Annotated in this window: 21 protein-coding genes and 1 tRNA gene; 15 read left to right on the top strand and 7 right to left on the bottom strand. The window is 62.5% G+C overall.

Going from position 1 to position 22427, the window contains the following annotated elements; all coding sequences use genetic code 11:
• Nucleotides 1-11 precede the first annotated feature (11 nt).
• The 5 genes from AC1DOG_RS13920 to AC1DOG_RS13900 form a co-directional block, all read right to left on the bottom strand.
• Nucleotides 12-1799: an ABC transporter ATP-binding protein gene (locus AC1DOG_RS13920; RefSeq protein ID WP_113197194.1), complete on the bottom strand. Its 1788-nt coding sequence runs from the start codon at nucleotides 1797-1799 to the stop codon at nucleotides 12-14.
• Between the two features lie 116 nt (nucleotides 1800-1915).
• A complete protein-coding gene (locus tag AC1DOG_RS13915; RefSeq protein ID WP_018899218.1) occupies nucleotides 1916-2947 on the bottom strand; it encodes a glucokinase in 1032 nt (343 codons plus the stop codon).
• Between the two features lie 33 nt (nucleotides 2948-2980).
• Nucleotides 2981-3364: a methylglyoxal synthase gene (locus AC1DOG_RS13910; protein WP_047506724.1), complete on the bottom strand. Its 384-nt coding sequence runs from the start codon at nucleotides 3362-3364 to the stop codon at nucleotides 2981-2983.
• Between the two features lie 105 nt (nucleotides 3365-3469).
• Entirely contained in the window at nucleotides 3470-4543 is a 1074-nt protein-coding gene (gene mepA / locus AC1DOG_RS13905; protein ID WP_477928758.1) for a penicillin-insensitive murein endopeptidase, read from the bottom strand.
• 129 nt (nucleotides 4544-4672) lie between these two features.
• Nucleotides 4673-5245 carry a hydrolase gene (locus AC1DOG_RS13900; protein WP_026283134.1) on the bottom strand — a complete coding sequence of 191 codons (573 nt, stop codon included), beginning with the start codon at nucleotides 5243-5245 and terminating at the stop codon, nucleotides 4673-4675.
• 51 nt (nucleotides 5246-5296) lie between these two features.
• Between AC1DOG_RS13900 and AC1DOG_RS13895 the strand changes: the two genes are divergently transcribed.
• The 10 genes from AC1DOG_RS13895 to pncB all read left to right on the top strand — a co-directional run bounded on the left by AC1DOG_RS13895 (nucleotide 5297) and on the right by pncB (nucleotide 15561).
• Nucleotides 5297-5911, top strand: a complete 615-nt coding sequence (locus AC1DOG_RS13895; protein WP_477928756.1) for a TetR/AcrR family transcriptional regulator — start codon at nucleotides 5297-5299, stop codon at nucleotides 5909-5911.
• A gap of 114 nt (nucleotides 5912-6025) precedes the next feature.
• The gene (locus AC1DOG_RS13890) at nucleotides 6026-7864 is read left to right on the top strand and encodes an extracellular solute-binding protein (protein WP_477928754.1); all 1839 of its coding nucleotides are present in this window, start codon (nucleotides 6026-6028) and stop codon (nucleotides 7862-7864) included.
• A gap of 158 nt (nucleotides 7865-8022) precedes the next feature.
• Nucleotides 8023-9114: a microcin C ABC transporter permease YejB gene (locus AC1DOG_RS13885; protein ID WP_018899212.1), complete on the top strand. Its 1092-nt coding sequence runs from the start codon at nucleotides 8023-8025 to the stop codon at nucleotides 9112-9114.
• Nucleotides 9114-10262, top strand: a complete 1149-nt coding sequence (locus AC1DOG_RS13880) for an ABC transporter permease (protein WP_477928752.1) — start codon at nucleotides 9114-9116, stop codon at nucleotides 10260-10262. Before AC1DOG_RS13885 ends, AC1DOG_RS13880 begins: the two co-directional genes overlap by 1 nt.
• Before the next feature lie 70 nt (nucleotides 10263-10332).
• On the top strand, nucleotides 10333-10626 hold the full coding sequence (locus AC1DOG_RS13875) for a hypothetical protein (RefSeq protein ID WP_477928750.1): 294 nt from the start codon (nucleotides 10333-10335) through the stop codon (nucleotides 10624-10626).
• Entirely contained in the window at nucleotides 10626-11114 is a 489-nt protein-coding gene (locus AC1DOG_RS13870; RefSeq protein WP_477928748.1) for a type II toxin-antitoxin system VapC family toxin, read from the top strand. The genes AC1DOG_RS13875 and AC1DOG_RS13870 overlap by 1 nt, the downstream gene beginning before the upstream one ends.
• Nucleotides 11114-12742: an ABC transporter ATP-binding protein gene (locus AC1DOG_RS13865; protein ID WP_289728407.1), complete on the top strand. Its 1629-nt coding sequence runs from the start codon at nucleotides 11114-11116 to the stop codon at nucleotides 12740-12742. The genes AC1DOG_RS13870 and AC1DOG_RS13865 overlap by 1 nt, the downstream gene beginning before the upstream one ends.
• 21 nt (nucleotides 12743-12763) lie before the next feature.
• The gene (locus AC1DOG_RS13860; protein WP_477928745.1) at nucleotides 12764-13717 is read left to right on the top strand and encodes a 2-hydroxyacid dehydrogenase; all 954 of its coding nucleotides are present in this window, start codon (nucleotides 12764-12766) and stop codon (nucleotides 13715-13717) included.
• Between the two features lie 85 nt (nucleotides 13718-13802).
• Complete coding sequence (locus AC1DOG_RS13855) at nucleotides 13803-14105, top strand: hypothetical protein (RefSeq protein WP_477928743.1); 303 nt, start codon at nucleotides 13803-13805, stop codon at nucleotides 14103-14105.
• Between the two features lie 151 nt (nucleotides 14106-14256).
• On the top strand, nucleotides 14257-15561 hold the full coding sequence (pncB, locus tag AC1DOG_RS13850; RefSeq protein ID WP_477928741.1) for a nicotinate phosphoribosyltransferase: 1305 nt from the start codon (nucleotides 14257-14259) through the stop codon (nucleotides 15559-15561).
• Between the two features lie 231 nt (nucleotides 15562-15792).
• On the opposite strand, the gene AC1DOG_RS13845 is transcribed toward pncB, so the two are convergent.
• Both AC1DOG_RS13845 and AC1DOG_RS13840 read right to left on the bottom strand, forming a co-directional pair.
• Complete coding sequence (locus tag AC1DOG_RS13845) at nucleotides 15793-16512, bottom strand: L,D-transpeptidase (protein WP_477928739.1); 720 nt, start codon at nucleotides 16510-16512, stop codon at nucleotides 15793-15795.
• A 236-nt stretch (nucleotides 16513-16748) separates the two neighbouring features.
• Nucleotides 16749-16838: transfer RNA gene (locus tag AC1DOG_RS13840), tRNA-Ser, on the bottom strand.
• 227 nt (nucleotides 16839-17065) lie between these two features.
• On the opposite strand from AC1DOG_RS13840, the gene AC1DOG_RS13835 reads away from it, so the two are divergent.
• The 5 genes from AC1DOG_RS13835 to AC1DOG_RS13815 all read left to right on the top strand — a co-directional run bounded on the left by AC1DOG_RS13835 (nucleotide 17066) and on the right by AC1DOG_RS13815 (nucleotide 22423).
• Nucleotides 17066-17383 carry a hypothetical protein gene (locus tag AC1DOG_RS13835; protein ID WP_018899203.1) on the top strand — a complete coding sequence of 106 codons (318 nt, stop codon included), beginning with the start codon at nucleotides 17066-17068 and terminating at the stop codon, nucleotides 17381-17383.
• 370 nt (nucleotides 17384-17753) lie between these two features.
• Nucleotides 17754-18746: a BMP family lipoprotein gene (locus tag AC1DOG_RS13830; protein WP_018899202.1), complete on the top strand. Its 993-nt coding sequence runs from the start codon at nucleotides 17754-17756 to the stop codon at nucleotides 18744-18746.
• Nucleotides 18747-18817: 71 nt separating this feature from the next.
• Entirely contained in the window at nucleotides 18818-20329 is a 1512-nt protein-coding gene (locus AC1DOG_RS13825) for an ABC transporter ATP-binding protein (protein ID WP_477928736.1), read from the top strand.
• Between the two features lie 7 nt (nucleotides 20330-20336).
• Nucleotides 20337-21440: an ABC transporter permease gene (locus AC1DOG_RS13820; protein WP_477928734.1), complete on the top strand. Its 1104-nt coding sequence runs from the start codon at nucleotides 20337-20339 to the stop codon at nucleotides 21438-21440.
• A gap of 11 nt (nucleotides 21441-21451) precedes the next feature.
• A complete protein-coding gene (locus tag AC1DOG_RS13815; protein ID WP_111563110.1) occupies nucleotides 21452-22423 on the top strand; it encodes an ABC transporter permease in 972 nt (323 codons plus the stop codon).
• Nucleotides 22424-22427: the final 4 nt, after the last annotated feature.

Genomic DNA, 22427 nt, shown 5'->3' with positions numbered 1-22427 from the left:
TCATTAACGTATCAGAAAGTCTCGGAGGCCGCGGGCCTCTGAAGGTTGTTGAGGCGAGCGTAAAGACCGTCGCTGCGCTTCGCAAGCGTCTCGTGATTGCCCTCTTCGACCACTCTGCCCTGCTGCATGACGACGATCTTGTCGGCGCGCACGACCGTCGAGAGACGGTGGGCGATGACGACGACGGTGCGGCCGGTCATGGCTTCGTCGAGCGCCTTCTGCACGGCTGCTTCCGATTCCGTGTCGAGCGCGGAGGTCGCTTCGTCGAGAAGCAGGATCGGGGCATTGCGCACCAGCGCGCGTGCGATCGACAGGCGCTGGCGCTGGCCGCCCGAAAGCGTCACGCCGTTTTCGCCGACCGGCGTGTCGTAGCCTTCCGGCTGGGCGAGAATGAAGTCGTGGGCGTAAGCCAAACGCGCTGCTTCCTCGACCTCGGCATCGCTGGCGTCGGGACGACCGTAACGGATGTTGTCGCGGATCGAGCCTTCGAACAGATAGGGCTGCTGCGAGACATAGGCCAGTTGCTCGCGCAGCGACTTCTTCGTCACGTGGGCGATGTCCTGGCCATCGATCAGGATCTCGCCGGCCTTCGGATCGTAGAAGCGCGGGATGAGATTGATGATCGTCGACTTGCCGGCGCCGGAGGGGCCGACGAGCGCGGTGGTCTTGCCGCCCTCGGCGACCATGTTGACGCCATCGAGCACGTTGTCGTTGCCATAGGCGAAGGCGACATCCTTGAGCTCGATGCGGGCTTCGGTGACCACGAGGGGCTTGGCATCCGGCAGATCGCGCTGGCGCGGCTCCATGTCGAGCAGCTCGTAGATCATGCGCGCATTGACGGCGGCGCGCTCCATCTGCACCTGCAGCTTGGCAAGGCGGCGGGCCGGATCATAGGCGAGCAGCAGCGCTGTGACGAAGGAGAAGAAGGCGCCGGGCGGCACGTTCTGATAGATCGAGCGGTAGGCGGCGTAGGCAAGAACGCTGGCGACGGCGAAACCGGCGAAGCTTTCGGTCATCGGCGCGTTGCGCTCGGACAGCTTGGCGATCTTGTTGCCACGCTCTTCGGCGGCAACGATGATCTTGTTGATCTTCTGCTCGAGCTGCCGTTCCATCGTGAACGCCTTGACGATGGAGATGCCCTGAATGGTCTCCTGCATGGCGCCGAGCACGTGGCTGTTAAGATCGATCGCTTCCTTGGTGGCCTGTCGCAGGCGCTTGGAGAGATAGCGCAGCGCCAAGAGCAGCGGCGGCGCGAGGATGAGGACGGCGACGCTGAGCAGCGGGTCCTGATAGACCATGACGCCGAGCAGCGACACGAAGGTCAGCAGGTCGCGGGCGGTCGAGGTGATCGTCAGGTTGAGGACATCGCGGATGCCACCGACATTCTGGCTGACCTGGGCGGCGATACGGGCCGAACGCGCCTCGTTGAAATAGCCGACCGACAGCGTCATCAGATGCACGTAGAGACGGCTCTGGTAGCGGGCGACGATATTGTTGCCGATCTTCGACAGCGCCACCGCCTGGCCGTAGCTCGCAAAACCGCGAATGACGAAGGCGATGAAGATGGAGAGGCAGATGACCCAGACGACATCGGCGCGCCGGTTGGCGAAGGCCTCGTCGATGATCGAGCGCATGATCCAGGCCGTGAAGGCCGTCGATAGCGCGACGAGGACAAGACAGCTGATGGCGACGACGTAGCCCCAGATGTGCTCGCGGCCGTTTTCAGCGATGATGCGCTTCAAGACGGCGGTGACCGTGCCGCTGTCGACGGGGCGCTGCTGGGGATCGGATGAACGCAATAAAGACTTCCTGTCTCGTGACCATGCGAGCCGCTGCTGCGGCCCGCGCTCGAGCGGCTCTATAAAGAGTTGGCGCCCGTTTGGCTAGGTCTGTCCGGGCGCCGGACGCTGGGGGGCTATCGGCCCCAGCGGCGGCCATCGGTCGACACGCCGAAGGTGTCGGGCCGGCGGGCGTAGGACGAGAGGCCGGAGAGTGCGGCCAGCGGGTGGGTGACGACATAGGTCGGGATGGTCGAGAGCAGTGCCGTGTGCGGCGCCTTGTCCTCGAAACCGGCGCGAAACTCGGGCTTGCGCAGAGCGGCCAGGATCTTCTGGCTGATGCCGCCGGAGAGGAACACGCCGCCACGGGCCATGAAGATCATCGCCATGTCGCCGGCAACGCGGCCGAGATAGGTCGAAAACAGCGAGATGGTCTCGACGGCGACCGGATCGCTTTCGGCCAGGGCGTGCGAGGTGATGTCGGCCGGGTCGCTGTATTTGGGCGCGATGCCATCGGCGGTGCAGATGGCGCGGTAGAGATTGACGATGCCGCGACCGGAGAGGATCTGCTCGGCCGACACGCGGCCCTCGATGGTTTCGACATAGGGGAAGATTTCGAGATCGCGCTTGCTGCGCGGCCCGAGATCGACGTGACCGCCCTCGCCCGGAACCGGGATCCAGACGCCGCGCGCATGCACGAGGCCGCCGACGCCGAGGCCGGTGCCCGGACCGAGCACGACGCGGGAGGCGACCATGTCCTCATGGGCGTCGGCATTACCGAGGCGTTCACGGTGTTCCGGCGCCAGATCGGAGATGGCGAGCGCCTGGGCTTCGAAATCGTTGACAACCAGGACATCCTCGATGCCCAGATTTTCGATCATCGACTTCGGGCGGACGACCCAATCGCAATTGGTCAGCGGGATCTCGTCGTCGCTGATCGGGCCGGCGACCGCGAGGATGGCGGAACGCGGCTTGATCGCGCTCTTTTCCAGGATGGTGGCGCGGATGGCGTCGTCGATGGTCTTGAAATCGGCGGTGCGCACGTTCGGGAAATTGACCTGTTCGGCGTCGGCCGTCTCGATGATGGCGAAACGGGCGTTGGTTCCGCCGATATCGCCGATCAGGATCGGGAAGGGCATGGAGGCGTCGCTGGTATCGAGCTGGTGCATGGCAGGTTCCGTTGTTGCGCGTTCGCGCGCCGCTTATGCGTGAAGATTGGCGATCAGCCTGTCGGCCGTGGCCTCGTTGAGTGCCATTGGGATATCATAGACGATCGCAAGGCGCATCAAGGCCTTGACGTCGACGTCGTGGGGCATGGGGGTCAGCGGGTCGACGAAGAAGATCAGGGCATCGACCTCGCCGGTGGCAATCAGCGCGCCAATCTGCTGGTCGCCGCCGAGCGGGCCGCTTTTCAACCGGGTGACATCGAGCGAGGGAGCGGCGTCGAGAACGCGGCCGCCGGTCGTACCGGTCGCGAAGATCGTCCAGTTCGCCTTGAGCGTCTCCTCGTTGCGGCGGGCGAATTCCGCCATGTCGTCCTTCTTCTGGTCATGCGCGATGAGCGCAAGGCACTTGCGGCCGGCCATCAGAAGCTCCCCCTCTAAATTCACTGGCATAATTCAATCGATTTGACCGCTTCTATACGAAGCGATCAGGGTTTTAAAGAGCGGCGTCGCGGTGTTCAACCGGGATCATTGCGCTGCTGGCTTGTCATCCGGGATCGGGCCGAGATCGGGCAGCTCGTCGTCATTTGCGGCGGGCGGCGCGTCGATGGGCTGAGCGCGGAGCACTTCGGCAGCCGAAGGGCCGCCATAGGTCGCGGCGCGCACGGAGGAGACCGAGGGGGCATCGAGAACCGCCTGGCAGGCCTTGGGCAGATCCGACACCATAACCTCGCGCGGCTTGACCGGCTTGGCATCCGGCTTCGGCGGCTTGGGCTTGGCCCATGGTGCAGGGCTGAACCACCAGGCGAGCGACTTGTCGCAGCCGTCGCCGGCGACGACAGGTGCCTGCGGCTTGCAATTGACGGCGCCCGGCGGGCACTTGATGCGGATGTGGAAGTGGGAATCGTGGCCGTATTCCGGGCGCAGCTTGCCGAGATTGGTGCGATCGCCCGTCCAGGTGTCGCACATCTTCTTCTTGATCGCCGGATTGACGAAGATGCGCTCGACCTGCGGATAGCTTGCGGCGCGCATCAGGAGACGGGCGTGGGCCGGCGTCCAGACATTCGGGTTGATCGTCAGGAAGGCGTTCTTCTGCAGCATGGTCGTGAAGGGCAGCGCCTCGCGCTGTTCCGCCGTCATGCGGAAGTTGGGCATCGGCGTCAGCCAGATATCGGCGTCGAGGCCGATCTGGTGCGAGGCGTGGCCGTTGAACATCGGGCCGCCGCGCGGCTGGGCGATATCCCCGACCAGCAGGCCCGGCCAGCCATCGTATTTGGCGGCATCGCGCGACAGCTGCTCGATGGTGGAGAGCATCGCCGGATTGCCCCAGCGGCGATTGCGCGACAGGCGCATGGACTGCCAGTTCGGACCATCGGTCGGAAGCGCCTCGGCGCCGGCCATGCAGCCCTTGGCATAGAAGCCGAAGGGTTGCGGAGCACCTTGCGTCGGAAGCTGAACGCCGCCGAAGATCGCCTTGGCGCTGCCGGGGCTCGGCTGTTTCTGCTGGGCGGCGACATCGCCGGCGATAAGGCTGGCGCCGATCGCAGTGGCCAACGCCAGTTTACCGATTGAAGAGAGCGCCTGCGCGATGCGGAAAGCCATGCCGTATCCTGAACTGCTGCCGACCAAGGTCGAGTGATTTGCACTCGTTTTACCGTGAAATGCGATTCTGGTGAATCGATGTTTTTCACGGGCGATTGCGAGACATCGCGTCGGCCGGCAGCGCCGCACTCAGGCGTTGGCGAGGATGTCGGCGGTTTTGCGGATGCGCGACAGGCGCGGGAAGATGCGCTCGCAGGCGAAGGCGTGCATCTCGGCGGTGAACGTCGTCATCGCATCCTCGGCGGCGATGACCGCGTAATTATGGGCGAAGGCATCGCGGATCGTGGCCTCGACGCCGAAATTGGTGGCGATGCCGGTGAGAATGACCGTCCGGATGCCGCGACGGCGCAGCTGGAGATCGAGCTCGCTGCCGTAGAATGCGCTCCATTGATGCTTGGTGATGCGCACATCCGGCGTCAGGTCAGCGATCTCCGGCGGTTCGCGCAGCGCTTCGGCCGGCAAGCCACCCTGTGGGAAGGCGATCGGTTCGTCGGTCGGCTGGTTGACAGCATCGGCATAGTCCGCGGAAAATCCGACGGTGACGAAGACGGTCGTGCCGCCGGCCGCTTTCAGCGACTTGGCGATCGCGGCGGTATTTTCGATCACCTGCTGAGCGGAATGAGGCGCGACGGGCCGGGAAATGATAAAGCCCTGCAGATCGATGGAGATCAGGGCGGTGGTCTTGGGATCGTAGAGGGACATGGAAGGCTCCGGAATAAACATGAGGATATCCTCGCAATTGGAAATATGAGGATGCCCTCACAAAAATCAAGTGCCGATTCGATCGATCGTTCGCCGAAGCAGAAGCGCGGGCACGAGCGCGTTGCCATTCTGACCGAGGCGGCCGCCAAGGTTTTTCTTGAGAAGGGCTATGAGGCCGCGACGATGACGGAGATCGCCGCCGAGGCGAAATCCTCGATCGGCTCGCTCTACCAGTTTTTCCCGACCAAGCCGGTGCTGGCCGAAGCGCTGCATGTCGAGCGGATGCGGCAGCTGAACGCCGCGCTGATCGAACTACAAGGCGAAGTGGACGGCAAGCGGGCGTCCGAGATTGGCGACGCGATCTTCGCGCGGCTTGGCAGCTTTCTGGAGGAGTACCGCGAATTTCCGGTGCTGGCGGCGCGGCGCGACATTCCCAAGGACCGCAAGGTGAAATCGCGGGCGGAGCTGCGTGGCAATATCAAGGCGCTATTGCAGAAGGCGAGCCCTTCTGTTGGCGACGATCTCGACCTTCTGTCGGCGCTGGTGCTTGAGCTGCTGAGGATCATCGTGACGGCGGCGCACGATCCCGACATCGGCGGCGATCCGCGCATGGTGGCGGAGTTGCGGGGGATGCTGCGCAAAAGGCTGGAGGAAGCGACGGCCTGAGCAGCCGGGCTTGCGCTCACATTTGCGCGAAGCCGGACAAAAAAGGTTGCGTCACCTGTTTTTCGCCAGCATTTCGCCTATCCTCGAAAAAAGCGAAACAATTGGGGCTGGCGAATGGCGCGTGCGTGGTCGAGACTTGGTTTGGTGTTTTCTCTGTTGGGCGCTGCCGCCCTGCCCTTGCAGGCCGTCGCCCAGGAGCCGGTCTTCCGGATCGGAACCTCCACCATCGGCGAACTGAAATACAAGCCGGGCTTCAAGCATTTCGACTACGTCAACCCGGATGCGCCGAAGGGCGGCAATCTGAGACTTTCGGCATCCGGCACCTACGATACGTTCAATCCGCTGCTTTCCAAGGGCCAGGCCGCCGTCGGCCTGACGCTGCCGTTCGAGACGCTGATGAAATCGGCGGATGACGAGTTGCTCGCTTCCTACGGGCTGCTGGCCGAAGGGCTTTCCTTTCCCGATGACGTGTCGAGCGCGACCTTCAGGCTGCGTGCCGAGGCGAAGTGGGCGGATGGCAAGCCCGTCACGCCGGAGGACGTGATCTTCAGCTTCGACAAGGTGAAGGAGCTGAACCCGCTCGCCTCCAACTATTACAAGCACGTGGTGAAAGCCGAGAAGACGGGCGATCGCGACGTGACTTTCACTTTCGACGAGAAGAACAACAAGGAACTGCCGAACATCCTCGGCCAGCTCGTGGTCGTGCCGAAGCACTGGTGGGAGGGCACCGGGCCCGACGGCAAACCGCGCGATATCGCCAAGACCACGCTGGAACCTGTGATGGGCTCCGGACCCTACAAGATCGCCGCCTTCACGGCTGGCGCCACGATCCGCTACGAGCTGCGCGACGACTATTGGGGCAAGGATCTCAACGTGAATGTCGGGCAGAACAATTTCGGCTCGATCAACTACACCTATTACGGCGACCGGGATGTGGAGTTCGAGGCGTTCCGCGCCGGCAACAGCGACTACTGGCAGGAGACGCAGGCGGCACGCTGGGCGACCGGCTACGATTTCCCCGCAGTCAAGGAAGGCCGCGTGAAGAAGGAGGATGTGCCGAATGCGCTGCGTGCCACCGGCATCATGCAGGCGCTGGTGCCGAACACGCGCCGAGACATCTTCAAGGACGAGAAGGTGCGTGAGGCGCTGAACTACGCCTTCGACTTCGAGGAGCTGAACCGCACCGTCGCCTTCAACAGCTACATGCGCATCGACAGCTATTTCTGGAACACCGAGCTCGCCTCCTCCGGCCTGCCTGGGGGGCGAGAGCTGGAGATCCTGAACGGTCTCAAGGACAAGCTTTCGCCTTCGGTCTTCACTACTGCCTATTCGAACCCCGTCGGCGGCGACCCGCAGAAGAGCCGCGACAACCTGCGCACGGCGATCAAGCTGCTCAAGGAAGCGGGCTGGGAGATCAAGGGCAACCGCATGGTCAACACCGTGACCGGCAAGCCGATGAGCTTCGAGATTCTGCTTTCCAGCCCGATGCTGGAGCGCTGGGCGGTACCCTACACCAACAATCTCAAGAAGATCGGCATCGATGCGCGGGTGCGCACGGTCGATGCTTCGCAATATACCAACCGCGTGCGCAGCTTCGACTACGACGTGATCTGGAACGTCTGGGCGCAAACGATGAACCCCGGCAACGAGCAGGCCGACTACTGGGGCTCGGGTTCCGCCAACCAGCAGGGCTCGCGCAACTATGCCGGCGTTTCCGACCCGGCGGTCGACGCGCTGATCCGCATGGTGATCTTTGCGCCCAACCGCGACGAGCAGGTGGCGTCGATCAAGGCGCTCGACCGCGTGCTGATGGCAGGGCACTATGTGATCCCGCTGTTTTATCGCGGCACGCAGTCGATCGCCTACTGGAACACGATCAGCCGGCCGGCAGAATATCCGACCTACGCGACCGGTTTCCCCGACGTCTGGTGGTCGTCTTCCGCCACGAAATGAGCGGACTTGCATTGGCCTGACGGCTGGGCTCCAAATGGGCCCACCGAATCACTTCGGACCATGATCAGCGCCGGTATTGACTGGCAGAGGAAGGCTTGACGATTGAGCGGCGATAGACTGGACAGCCTACGACAGAACTCCCCGGAGGCCGCTCGCTGATGGGAGCCTATATCCTTCGCCGCCTGCTTTTGATGATCCCGACCATTATCGGCATCATGGCCATCTCGTTCACCGTCATCCAGTTCGCACCCGGCGGGCCTGTCGAGCAGGTGATCGCGCAGCTGACCGGCGACGCTCAAGGGGCGGACGCCCGCCTTTCGGGCGGCGGCGGCGACCTGATGGGATCGGGCATGGATGAAGGCGGCTCGAAATATCGCGGCGCGCAGGGGCTCGATCCGGAGCTGATCAAGAAGCTCGAGAAGCAGTTCGGCTTCGACAAGCCGCCGCTGACGCGCTTCGGCGAGATGATGTGGAACTATATCCGCTTCGATTTCGGCGAGAGCTTCTTCCGCAACACCTCCGTTCTCGACCTGATCAAGGACAAGCTTCCGGTCTCGGCCTCGCTTGGCATCTGGATCATGATCTTCTCCTACGGCATCTCCATTCCGCTCGGCATCCGCAAGGCGGTGAAGGACGGCTCGACCTTCGACGTGTGGACCTCGGGCGTAATCATCATCGGCTATGCGGTTCCGAGCTTCCTGTTCGGCATCCTGCTGATCGTGCTTTTCGCCGGCGGGTCGTTCTACGACTGGTTCCCGCTGCGCGGCCTCGTCTCCGACAATTTCGACCAGCTTTCGTGGTGGCAGAAGCCGCTCGACTATTTCTGGCACCTGGCGCTGCCGCTGATCTCGCTGTCGCTGGCGGCGTTTGCCACCACGACGCTGCTCACCAAGAATTCCTTCATCGAGGAGATCAAGAAGCAGTATGTGGTGACGGCGCGCGCCAAGGGGCTGAACGAGCGCAAGGTGCTCTACGGCCACGTCTTCCGCAACGCCATGCTGATCATCATCGCCGGATTTCCCGGCGCCTTCATCTCCGCCTTCTTCACCGGATCGCTGCTGATCGAGAACATATTCTCTCTCGATGGGCTGGGACGGCTCGGCTATCTCTCGGTGGTCAACCGCGACTACCCGATCGTGTTCGCGACGCTCTACATCTTCTCGCTGCTCGGCCTGTTCGTCAGCCTGATCTCCGACCTGATCTACACCTGGATCGATCCGCGCATCGACTTCGAGCGGAGGGACGTGTGATGGATACCGCCGCAAAGCCCGCGACCGCCACGCCCGTCCAGCCGCCGCGCAAGGGGCTGCTTTCGCCCACCAACATCCGACGCTGGAAGAACTTCAAGGCCAACCGGCGCGGCTACTGGTCGCTCTGGCTGTTCCTTCTCATCTTCGGGCTCAGCCTGTTTGCCGAATTCATCGCCAACGACCGGCCGATCATCGCCTCTTACAAGGGCGAGATCCTGTTTCCCGTGCTCGTCAATTATCCCGAGGAGAAGTTCGGCGGCTTCCTGGCCGAGACCGATTATCGTTCGGACGTGATCGCCGACGAGATCAAGGCCAATGGCTGGATGATCTGGCCGCCGATCCGCTATTCCTACCGCTCGGTGAACTCAAACATCCCGCACTCGGCGCCGACCGCGCCCTTTTGGATGATAAGCCAGGAGGAGCGCTGCTCGGGCTATCCGCAAGGGGTGAACGACCCGAACTGCACCTGGAGCAACCTCAACTGGCTGGGCACGGACGACCAGGCGCGCGACGTGCTCGCCCGCGTGATCTACGGTTTCCGCATCTCGGTGCTGTTTGGGCTGGTGCTGACCATCTGCTCGGCTGTCGTCGGCGTCAGCGCCGGCGCGATCCAGGGCTATTTCGGTGGCTGGACCGATCTTCTGCTGCAGCGCTTCATCGAGATCTGGTCGTCGATGCCGGTGCTTTACATCCTGCTGATCATCGCCGCGATCCTGCCGCCGGGCTTCTTCGTGCTGCTCGGGATCATGCTGCTGTTCTCATGGGTCGGCTTCGTGGGCGTGGTGCGCGCGGAGTTTCTGAGAGCCCGCAATTTCGAATATGTCCGGGCAGCGCGCGCGCTCGGCGTCGGCAACCGCACGATCATGTGGCGGCACCTTTTGCCGAACGCGATGGTGGCGACGCTGACCTTCCTGCCCTTCATCCTTTCCGGCTCGATCACCACGCTGACCTCGCTCGACTTCCTCGGCTTCGGCATGCCGCCCGGCTCACCATCGCTCGGCGAGATGATCGCCCAGGGCAAGGCCAACCTGCAGGCGCCATGGCTGGGGCTGACGGCCTTCTTCGCGATGTCGATCATGCTGTCGCTTTTGATCTTCATCGGCGAGGCGGTGCGCGATGCGTTCGATCCAAGGAAGACCTTCGGATGAGGGCGGCCTCGTCATGGCAGGGCTTTGCGGGTAGAGTTGCTGGCGTTGCAGCTTTTGGAGCGTGGCCGTCATGAACAAGATTGTGCGTGATCATTATCCCGTCGCCAACCTTCCCGAGGACTTGAGGGAGGGTTTTGCCGACGATGCAACAGTGCGTGTCGTGCTTGAGGTCGAGGATAAAGCCTCCTCTGAGCACGACGTCTACCCGGGTCTGCGCGATTTCCAGACTGAGCCCAAGAAGCCACTCACCGGTGCCGAACTTATTAAGCTGATCGAGGATTATCAGGCGCTTGGCCACCCCCCCGTCAGCGAGGAAGAAGCCGTCGCTCGCATACGCGAATTGCGTGACGAGTGGGACTACTGATGCCCGCGATAAAGAAGGTCTACATCGACACCAATATCTTTATCCTGGCGTTCGAAAATGCTGGCATAGCCACGCAACTGCTGAGAAAGCTTTTCGCGACCAAAAGCAAAAGGCCGCTCTTTGCTACAAGCGAACTGACCCTCTCGGAGCTGCTGGTCAGGCCCTTTCGTGACGCCAACAGCAGACTGGTCGATGCATATGATAGAACGATCGTCTCAAGTCCCTGGCTTGACGTCATCCCAGTCGGAAAACCGGTTCTTCGATATGCCGCACTATTGAGGGCGAACTACCCAAGCTTGAAGTTGCCCGATGCCATTCATGTTTCGACGGCCTTGGCAACGGAATGCACGCATATACTGACAAGCGACACCGGCTTGAAGCATGACTACGAAATCAAGGGTGCGGACGCGGCACCAAAGCGTTCACCTCTCACCACTCTCCGCCCCGACGACGCCACCCTGACCTCCCTGATCGAGAGCCTGTCCTGATGTCTGAACCCTTGCTGTCCGTCCGCAATCTTTCCGTCGCCTTTCACCAGGGGGGCGCGACTTCAGTGGCTGTCGATGGCATTTCCTTCGACGTCAACAAGGGCGAGGTGGTGGCGCTGGTGGGAGAGTCCGGCTCGGGGAAATCGGTATCGGCCAATTCGATCCTGCGGCTGCTGCCCTACCCCTCGGCCAGTCATCCCTCCGGTGAAATCCTGTTCAAGGGCAAGGATCTCCTGAAAGCGTCAGACAAGGTGCTGCGCGAGGTCCGCGGCAACGACATCACGATGATCTTCCAGGAGCCGATGACCTCGCTCAACCCGCTGCACAATATCGAGAAGCAGATCGCGGAGATTCTGGAGCTGCACCAGGGGATCAAGGGACAGGCGGCGCGCACGCGGGTGCTAGAGCTGCTCAACCAGGTGGGAATCCGCGAGCCGGAGAAGCGGCTGAAAGCCTATCCGCACGAGCTCTCGGGCGGGCAGCGGCAGCGTGTGATGATCGCCATGGCGCTCGCCAACCGCCCGGAACTGCTGATCGCCGACGAGCCGACGACGGCGCTCGACGTTACCGTGCAGGCGCAGATCCTTGAGCTCTTGCGACAATTGAAGGGCCAGCACGGCATGTCGATGCTGTTCATCACCCACGACCTCGGCATCGTGCGCAAGTTCGCCGACCGGGTCTGCGTGATGACCAAGGGCAAGATCGTCGAGACCGGGACGGTCGAGGAAGTCTTCACCAATCCGCAGCATCAATATACCCGCCACCTTTTGGCCTCCGAGCCGCGCGGCGAGCCGCCGCTTGCCGACAGCTCCAAGCCGATCGTGATGCAGGGATCGGACATCAAGGTCTGGTTCCCGATCAAGGCGGGGCTGATGCGCAAGGTGGTGGATCATGTGAAGGCCGTGGACGGGATCGATCTTTCGCTGCGCGCCGGGCAGACGCTGGGCGTGGTCGGCGAATCCGGATCGGGCAAGACGACGCTAGGGCTGGCGCTCACCCGGCTGATCTCCTCGCAGGGGCGGATCAGCTTTGTCGGCAAGGATATAGCCAGCTATTCATTCACCGAGATGCGGCCGCTGCGCAACCAGCTGCAGGTGGTGTTCCAGGACCCTTACGGCTCGCTCAGCCCGCGCATGTCGGTGGGCGATATCATCGCCGAGGGGCTGAAGGTGCATGAGGGTAGTCTTTCCTACGAGGAGCGCGACCGGCGCGTCTGCTGGGCGCTTGAGGAAGTGGGGCTCGATCCGACCACCCGCTGGCGCTATCCGCATGAATTTTCCGGCGGCCAGCGGCAGCGTATCGCGATTGCCCGCGCCATGGTGCTGAAGCCGCGCTTCGTGATGCTCGATGAGCCGACATCGGCGCTCGACATGAGCGTTCAGGCGCAGGTGGTCGATCTTCTGCGCGACCTGCAGCAGAAGCACGACCTCGCCTATCTCTTCATCAGCCACGATCTCAAGGTTGTGAAGGCGCTCGCCAACGAGGTGATCGTGATGCGCTTCGGCAAGGTGGTGGAACAGGGGCCATCGGCCGATATTTTCCGCGCGCCGAAGGACGACTATACCAAGGCGCTGATGGCGGCGGCCTTCAACATCGAGGCGCGGCCGACGCCCGCAGTGCAACACTAACGACAGCAGAGCCCAGACAATATGCCAGCCCCCATTCTCGTCGATCTCAAGTTCAATCCCGATACCGTCGCGCGTATCCTGAAAACCGCTTTTCTCGATCGCCGCAGCATCAATATCGCCGATCCCGAGACGAAGGGCCGGGACCTCTCCGATCTCGACTACGCGCTGCTGTGGAAGCCGGATGTGGACTTGTTCGAACGGGCACCGAATCTGAAAGTGATCTTTTCGGGCGGTGCTGGCGTCGACAGCTTCATGAACCTGCCTGGTCTTCCCAACGTGCCGATCGTGCGCTTCGTCGACCACAGCCTGACGACGCGAATGAGTGAGTGGGTGGTGATGCAGTGCCTGATGCATCAGCGCGGACAGGCGGAGCACGACCGATTGCAGCGCCGGCGCGAATGGGGCCACGACGTGGCGCCGGAGGCATCGGAGCTCACCGTCGGCGTCATGGGTCTCGGCGTGCTCGGCCAGGATGCCGTCAGGAAGCTGACGGTGATGGGCTTTAACGTCATCGGCTGGTCGCGCACGGCGAAACAGATCGATGGCATCGAGACATTCGACGCGAGCGGGCTCGACGCCTTTCTTTCGAAGACCGACATCCTTGTGGGCCTGCTGCCGCTGACGCCGGAGACGACGAAATTCTATAACGCAGCACTGTTTTCCAAGCTCCGCCAAGGCGGGGCGCTTGGAAAGCCGGTGTTCATCAATGCCGGGCGCGGCAAGAGCCAGGTCGAGGCCGATATCGTCGCGGCGATCGAAACCGGCGTGCTTGGCGGCGCCTCGCTCGATGTCTTCGAGGTCGAGCCTCTGCCTTCGGACAGCCCGCTCTGGGACCTGCCTGGTGTCTTCATCACGCCGCATGATGCAGCGAGTTCGGAGGAGAATGCGCTGTTTCGCCATGTGGAGCGGCAGATCGCCCGCTTCGAGCAAGGCCAGCCGCTGCAATATGTGGTCGACCGCAACCGCGGTTACTGAGGCGGGAACCATCGTTGCCGGTGGCCGTTTCTTTCCCTGATGTTTCAAGGGCGGCCGATGCCGCCCGGTTTGGGAAGGGGCAGGCATGGTCGAGCGGATCGAGAGACCGTGGAACGAAGGCGCTCAGGCGTCACAAGAACCGATGGCCGGGCGGACCAAGCGGAAGTCGCCCACCAGCGTCCGCATCTTACGCATGCTGATCGCGGCACTGCTTCTGGCGTTCGCCGTCTGGATTCCCGTGGAAATTTGGAGCCGCTATCACCTGCCGCAGCCTGACGAGTCCACTCACGCGGAGCCCACCCCAGCGCAGGGCGGTGGCGGACAGTCCGGCACCGAGGCGCCCACGCCCGCCGGGCGGGCAAATGCGCCGCAGACAAGCACGCAGTAGGCGGGCGCGACGCTTACCCCGGCTTTCGGGCAAATGGCGGGGTCTTATTTGTTCTGGACATTACCGGCACAGTTTTCGATAAGAAAGCGCACAGGCCGGTTGTCGTGCGCCTCTTTCGGCGCCTGCACCCGGATTGGATAGGGTGGAATCGATGGCGAAGACAGATATTGCACGGCGCGTTTACAACCACGCTTGGAAACTCGACCCGATCGTCCGCAGCCTGATCGACACGGACTTCTACAAGCTGTTGATGCTGCAGATGATCTGGAAGCTCTATCCCGACGTCAACGCCACCTTCACCGTCATCAACCGCACCAAGCGCGTGCTGCTTGCCGAGGAGATCGACGAGGGGGAACTGCGCGCGCAGCTCGACCATGCGCGCACGCTCCGGCTCTCCAAGAAAGAGATGATCTGGCTGGCGGGTAACAGCTTCTATGGCCGCGCGCAGATCTTCGAGCCCGAATTCCTGGCCTGGCTGTCGCATTTCCAGCTGCCGGAATACGAGCTTTCGAAGCGCGACGGACAGTACAGGCTGGATTTCCACGGCTCGTGGAAAGAGACCACGATGTGGGAAATTCCGGCACTCGCTATTATCAACGAGCTGCGCTCGCGCTCAGCGCTACGCGCGCTCGGGCCGTTCACGCTCGATGTGCTCTATGCCCGCGCCAAGGCGCGCATGTGGGAGAAGGTCGAGCGGCTGCGCGAACTGCCGGGCCTGCGCATCTCCGACTTTGGCACGCGGCGGCGCCATAGCTTCCTGTGGCAGCGCTGGTGCGTCGAGGCCCTGAAGGAAGGCATCGGCGCCGGCTTTACCGGCACCAGCAACGTGCTGCTCGCCATGGACAACGACCTCGAAGCCGTCGGCACCAACGCCCATGAGCTGCCGATGGTGGCGGCCGCCCTTGCCGAGAGCGACGACGAACTGCGCAATGCGCCCTACAAGGTGCTGCGCGACTGGAACAAGCTTTACGGCGGCAACCTCTTGATCGTGCTGCCCGATGCCTTCGGCACCGCGGCCTTCCTGCGCGACGCGCCGGAATGGGTGGCGGACTGGACCGGTTTCCGCCCCGACAGCGCGCCGCCGATCGAAGGCGGCGAGAAGATCATCGAATGGTGGAAGAAGATGGGGCGCGATCCCCGGCAGAAGATGCTGATCTTCTCGGACGGGATGGATGTCGATGCGATCATCGACACCTACAAGCACTTCGAGGGCCGCGTGCGCATGAGCTTCGGCTGGGGCACCAACCTCACCAACGACTTCGCCGGCTGCGCGCCGACCGAGATTTCCGGCCTCAACCCGATCTCGATCGTCTGCAAGGTCAGCGACGCCAACGGCCGCCCGGCCGTCAAGCTCTCCGACAACCCGCAGAAGGCGACGGGCGAGCCCGAGGAAGTGCAGCGCTATCTGAAGTTCTTCGGCACCGAGGATCTGGTCGATCAGGCCGTTCTGGTCTGAGGCAGGTTATGCAACGGTCATGTTTGGAATGAGGGAACGGCCACGTGATCTCGTGACAGCGACGTGACGTCAATCTGCCGCCCGACCCCGTTCTTAAGTTAACGGCAGTCGCGTTCCGACGCTGCGTTTACAGCATATTGGTGGGGATGCAAGGCGGCATGGCATGCTTGCATCGTCATCTCCATCAATCAGGCGAGACGGGCGCCTCGCGTTCGGGCGCCCGTCGCCCGCTTACTTGACGACGAGGATCGCCTTGCCGCGGACCCTGTCGTAGAGATCGATGATATCCTGGTTGAACATGCGCACGCAGCCGGAAGAGGCGTTCTTGCCGATCGAGCGCCATTCCGGCGAGCCATGGATGCGATAGAGCGTGTCCTGGCCATCCTGGAATATATAGAGCGCGCGGGCGCCGAGCGGATTGCTGAGCCCCGGCGGCATGCCCTCTTTCCACTCGCTGAGCTTCGGATTGCGGCCGATCATCGCCGGCGTCGGCGTCCAGGTCGGCCATTTGCGCTTCCACTGGATCACCGCCCGCCCCTTCCAGGCGCGGCCCTGTGCGCCCAGGCTGACGCCATAGCGGACCGCCCGGTCGTTCTTCAGGATGAAATAGAGGAACTTGGTTTCGGTATCGACGACGATGGAGCCCGGTGGCTCGTCGCTATGATAATCGACCTCCTGGCGCAGGTAGCGCGGATCGACCTCGGCATAGCTGATGGCCGGCAGGCGATAGTTGCTGTCATCGAGATCTGCATAGATCAGCGGATAATCCGGCTTGTCGACCGGCCGCTCCGGCTGCGACACGGCGGCCTCCGCGGCGGGTGCCGGGGCCTCGACGGCCGGCGGCTTGGGCATGGCGACGTCGACCGGTTGGGAGGGAAGCTGCGTGCAGGCCGCAAGCAGCGAAACGCCGGCCGCCGCGACAAGCGGCCGAAGAATGGAGAGGCTATGCAATTTCAGGGTATCCAATGCGAGAGGTAAGCTGTGATCCCTCTCCCTGGCCGGGCATCGGTGACCAAATTGTGTTCGCGGAAGGAAATACAGAAGAGCTTGAGAGCTTCGACGCGGGCATGTTGACGGAATGCAACACGAGGCGTGAAGTGCTGGGCGTAGGCGCAAAAAGCCAGCGTTGACTAACGGATCACACGTCGTTGGGAAGACGGAGATAGCAGCATCGATTTCCGAGGAAATGGCGGACAAGGTGGGATTCGAACCCACGGTACGCTTTCACGTACACACGCGTTCCAGGCGTGCGCCTTAAACCACTCGGCCACCTGTCCTTGATTGCCGATCCGCATCGCTTGATGCAAATCGTTGGAACGGCGCGATATATACCGAGGAATTTTCAGGGATCAACCTAAATCTAACAGTTTTTTGACTTCTTCCAGCAAAAGTGCCGGAATGCGGTCCATTGCGGTTCCGGCGGCAGGGCACTAGTGTCTTTAAGTCTTGGAGAATGGGCGCAACTGGCCGTGTCAAATCCGGCGGATCGGTGGCGGAGAGTGTAATGCGTTTCCTTTTGCGTTTGGCGAGCCTGATCGCGCTGGCGGTTGCGGTGATTGCCGGAACGATCGACAGCATCCAGTCCGTGGCGGCATCCTCCGTCGTCATCACGCCGATGGGCGATGCCTGGCAGGACATGAGCGCATCCTCCTTCGAGGCGCTGCAATCGACCATCGCCTATTATATCCATCCCCGCTTCTACACGATCGCCTTCCAGTGGCTGATGATGCAGCCGGCTTTCGCGGTGTTTCTCGTGCTTTCGCTCCTCCTGTGGATGGCGGGGTACAAGAAGCCGCCGGTGGCCGGTCGTTTCGCGGCTTAGAGAACACTCCGTTCTTGGGCTTCCATTGTTCGCCTTACTGCTACTTGGCGTAGCTGTAATCAGCGTGAAGCGGCCATGGCGGGATAGCGCGGACACGAATCCCAGCGCGGCCATACGCGTATGCAGCATACCAAATGGCTAGAAAAAACGCATTTTGGCGGTGCTTTTGCGTAAAAAACGATTGCGCTGGCAGGTTTTTACGCAAAGTCGGTGATTTTTTACCAGCCGAAAAATTTCTCGTGAATTTTCATTGGAGCCATGCAAGGATGCGGCAAGCCAGGCCTCCGGGGGGAGGTCGGTGTTCCGCAGACATGCCTGAAAACGGGCTTGCGGGAGGACCCCTAACAAATAGCAACAACAGGGCTGCACAATGAAAAAATCCCTTCTGACCGTCCTTGCCGTGGCTGCCATGTCCACGACGGCGCTCGCTGCCGACGTCAAGCCGGCACTGGTCTACGGCACCGGCGGAAAGTTCGACAAGTCGTTCAACGAAGCCGCCTACAATGGCGCCGAGAAGTTCAAGAAGGAAACCGGTATCGCCTACCGCGACTTCGAGCCGACCGGCGACACCCAGGGCGAACAGGCCATCCGCAACTTCGCCAGCCGCGGCTTCAACCCGGTTGTTGCCGTATCCTTCGCCTGGACCTCGGCGATCGAGAAGGTTGCCGCAGAATTCCCGGACACCAAGTTCATCATCGTTGACGCCGTTGTCGACAAGCCGAACGTCCGTTCGGTCGTCTACAAGGAAGAAGAAGGTTCCTACCTCGTCGGCGTTCTCGCCGGCATGGCATCGAAGACCGGCAAGGTCGGCTTCGTCGGCGGCATGGATATCCCGCTGATCCGCAAGTTCGAGTGCGGCTACGAGCAGGGCGCGCGCGCCGCCAACGCCAAGATGGAAGTGTTCCAGAACATGACCGGCACGACGGGTGCAGCATGGAACGACCCGGTTCGCGGCGGTGAGCTCACCAAGAACCAGATCGACCAGGGCGCCGACGTGATCTACGCGGCAGCCGGTGCAACCGGTCTCGGCGTTCTACAGACCGCCGCCGACAACAAGAAGTTCTCGATCGGCGTCGATTCGAACCAGAACCATCTGCATCCAGGTTCGGTCCTGACCTCGATGGTCAAGCGCGTCGATCTCGCCGTCTACAACGCCTACACCGACACCAAGGCCGACAAGTTCACCGGCGGCGTGCAGTCGCTCGGCGTCAAGGAAGACGGCGTTGCTGCTGCCATCGACGACAACAACAAGGCGCTGATCACGCCTGAAATGCTGGCCGCCGTCGAAAAGGCCAAGGCAGACATCATCGCGGGCACCGTCAAGGTTCACGATTACACCTCGGACAACGCCTGCCCGAAGTGATCCGCGCCTGAAATTGGGCGTATGGCGGAATTGATTTTCGCCATACGCCCTTTTCGTATCTGGAGCCTGCTGTGACTGACACGCCCGCTATCGAACTTGTGGGCATCGACAAGAAATTCGGTGCCGTCCACGCCAACAAAGACATCAACCTCACTGTCGCCAAGGGATCCATCCACGGCATCATCGGGGAAAACGGAGCCGGAAAATCGACGCTGATGTCGATCATCTACGGCTTCTACCACGCCGATCAGGGCGAGATCCGGGTCAACGGCCAGGCCGTGACGATCAAGGACAGCCAGACGGCGATCGCAACCGGTATCGGCATGGTGCACCAGCACTTCATGCTGGTCGACAATTTCACGGTGCTCGAGAACATCATGCTCGGCGCCGAAGGCGGAGCGCTGCTCGCCAGAGGCGTGGCATCGGCCCGCGCCGAGCTGAAGCGGCTGGAAAAGGAATACGGCCTTGAGGTCAACCCGGATGCGCTGATCGAGCAGCTCCCCGTCGGCCTGCAGCAGCGCGTCGAAATCCTCAAAGCCATGTATCGCGGCGCCGAGATCCTGATCCTCGACGAGCCCACCGGCGTTCTGACGCCGGCTGAAGCCGACCATCTGTTCCGCATCCTGAAAGTGCTGCGCGACCAGGGCAAGACGGTCATTCTCATCACCCACAAGCTGCGCGAGATCATGGCGATCACCGATACGGTGTCGGTCATGCGCCGCGGCGAGATGGTGGCGACCCGCAAGACGGCCGAGACGACGGTCGAGGAACTGGCCGAGCTGATGGTTGGCCGTCGCGTGCTGCTTCGCGTGCAGAAGGGCGAGGCCAATCCCAGCAAGGTCATCCTGTCGGTGCGCAATCTGACAGTGAAGGACGACCGCGGTGTCGTCATGGTCGACAACGTGTCGTTCGACGTACGCGGCGGCGAGATCGTCGGCGTGGCAGGTGTGGCCGGCAACGGGCAGTCGGAGCTCTTGGAAGCGATCGCGGGCATCCGCAAGCCGCATTCGGGTGAGATCCTGCTCGATGGCCAGCCGATCGACAAGGCCGATCCGGCGCGGCTGCGCGAGCTTGGGCTCGCGCACATCCCCGAGGACCGCCACCATATGGGCCTCGTGCTGAAGTTCGAGGAATACGAGAACTCGGTGCTCGGCTATCACCGCAAGCCTGAATACAGCAAGGGCCCGCTGCTCGATCTCGAAGCGATCCGCAAGGACGCGATGGAGAAGATCGAGAAATACGACATCCGGCCGCCGAACCCACGGCTGAAGACCGCCAACTTCTCCGGCGGCAACCAGCAGAAGATCGTCGTCGCCCGCGAGATCGAGCGCGACCCGACGGCGCTGATCATCGGTCAGCCGACGCGCGGCGTCGATATCGGCGCCATCGAATTCATTCACCGCCGGATCATCGAGATGCGCGACGCGGGCAAGGCGATCCTGCTCGTCTCCGTCGAGCTCGACGAAATCCGCGCCCTTTCAGACCGTATCCTTGTCATGTTCGCCGGCCATGTCGTCGGCGAGAAGACGCCCGATGCCGGTGAACAGACCCTCGGCCTGATGATGGCCGGCATTGCCGCGTGAGGCCTTGATGAGCACTGCTTCCACTCCCCTACCCCGCTGGATCAACTACGGCCTCATCCCGATCCTGAACCTTCTCACCGCCTTCCTGATATCAGGCTTCGTCGTCTGGCTGATCGGCGAAAGCCCGATCGGCGCGCTGCAGCTTCTGATCGAAGGCGCGCTCGGGAGCGGCGAAGGCATCGGCTTTACGCTGTACTACGCCACCAGCTTCATCTTCACCGGCCTTTCGGTGGCGGTCGCCATCCATGCCGGGCTGTTCAACATCGGCTCCGAGGGCCAGGCCTATCTCGGCGGTCTCGGCTGTGCGCTGGTGGCGCTGGCGCTCGACAAGTTCGTGCCGTGGTATGTGACCATGCCTGTGGCCGTCATCGGCGCCGGTCTGTTCGGCGCGGCCTGGGCCTTCATTCCGGCCTGGCTGCAGGCCAAGCGCGGCAGCCATATCGTCATCACCACGATCATGTTCAACTATATCGGCGCGGCGCTGATGGTGTACCTCTTGGTGCACGTACTGATCGTGCCGGGCAAGATGGCGCCTGAGACCCGCACCTTCCTCGAAGGCGGCCAGCTGCCGAAGCTTGGCTGGATCATGGACATTTTCGGCGCCAAGCTGGGGGCGGCTCCGTTCAACGTCTCCTTCATCATCGCGCTGGTGGCGGCTTACTTCGTCTGGCTGCTGATCTGGCGCACCAAGCTCGGCTTCGAAATGCGCACGCTCGGCGTCAGCCCGAGTGCGGCCGCTTACGCCGGCATTCCCTATGCGCGCATCGTCATCATCGCCATGCTGCTTTCGGGCGCGCTTGCGGGGATGATGGCGCTCAACCCCGTGATGGGCTCGTCGGCCCGCCTGCAGGTCGAGTTCGTCGGCGGCGCCGGCTTCGTCGGCATCGCGGTGTCGCTGATGGGGCGCAACCATCCCGTCGGCATCGTGCTGTCGGCCATCCTGTTCGGCATCCTCTATCAGGGCGGCGACTGGATCTCGTTCGAGATGCCCAACATCACCCGCGAGATGATCCTCGTGATCCAGGGTCTGGTGATCCTGTTTGCCGGCGCGCTTGAGTATATGTACCGGCCGGCGATGGTGCGTCTCTACCAACAGTTTAAGCGGGCGTAAGGAGCGCGACGATGGAATATTACGACATCTTCATCAGCGTTCTGAGCTCCACCATCCGCCTGTCGATCCCGCTGATCTTCACGGCGCTGGCTGGCCTGTTTTCCGAACGGGCCGGCGTCTTCGACATCGGGCTCGAGGGCAAGATGCTGGGCTCGGCCTTTGCCGCCGCCTGCGTCGCCTACCTCACCGATTCCGCCTGGGCGGGGCTTTGCGCCGGTATCATATGCTCGGTGGCGCTGAGCTTCGTGCACGGCTTTGCCTCGATCACCAATCGCGGCAACCAGATTATCTCGGGCGTCGCGATCAACTTCTTCGTGGCCGGTATCACCATCGTGCTCGGCCAGGCCTGGTTCGGCCAGGGCGGGCGCACGCCGCAGCTGGCCGGCGACGCGCGCTTTACGCCAATCACGCTTCCGGGCGCTGATGCGGTGCGCGAGGTGCCGATCCTTGGGCCGCTCTATGCCAACGTCATCTCCGGCAACAACGTGCTCACCTACCTCGCTTTCCTGGCGGTGCCGCTTTCCTGGTGGATCCTCTACCGCACGCGCTTCGGTCTTCGTCTGCGCGCCGTCGGTGAAAATCCGGGTGCGGTCGATACCGCCGGCATCTCGGTCAGCTGGCTGCGCTACCGCGCCGTCATCTGCGCCGGTATTCTCTGCGGCTTCTCCGGCACCTATCTGGCGATCGCGCAATCTGCCGCCTTCATCAAGGACATGTCGGCCGGCAAGGGCTATATCGCGCTGGCAGCCCTCGTCTTCGCCAAGTGGAAGCCGGTGCCTGTCATGTTCGCCTGCCTGCTGTTCGGCTTCCTCGATGCGCTTGGGAATTTCATGCAGGGCAAGCCGATCCCGGGGATTGGCGAGGTTCCGGTGCAGATCTTCCAGGCCCTGCCCTATATCCTCACCTGCGTGCTGCTCGCGGGCTTCATCGGCAAAGCCATCCCGCCGAAGGCCGGCGGCACACCCTATGTCAAGGAGCGCTAAGACC

The sequence above is a fragment of the Rhizobium sp. 01N48 genome, assembly GCF_056399145.1.
The sequence above is the reverse complement of the archived record's forward strand: the minus strand, read 5'-3'. Positions and strand labels throughout refer to the sequence as shown.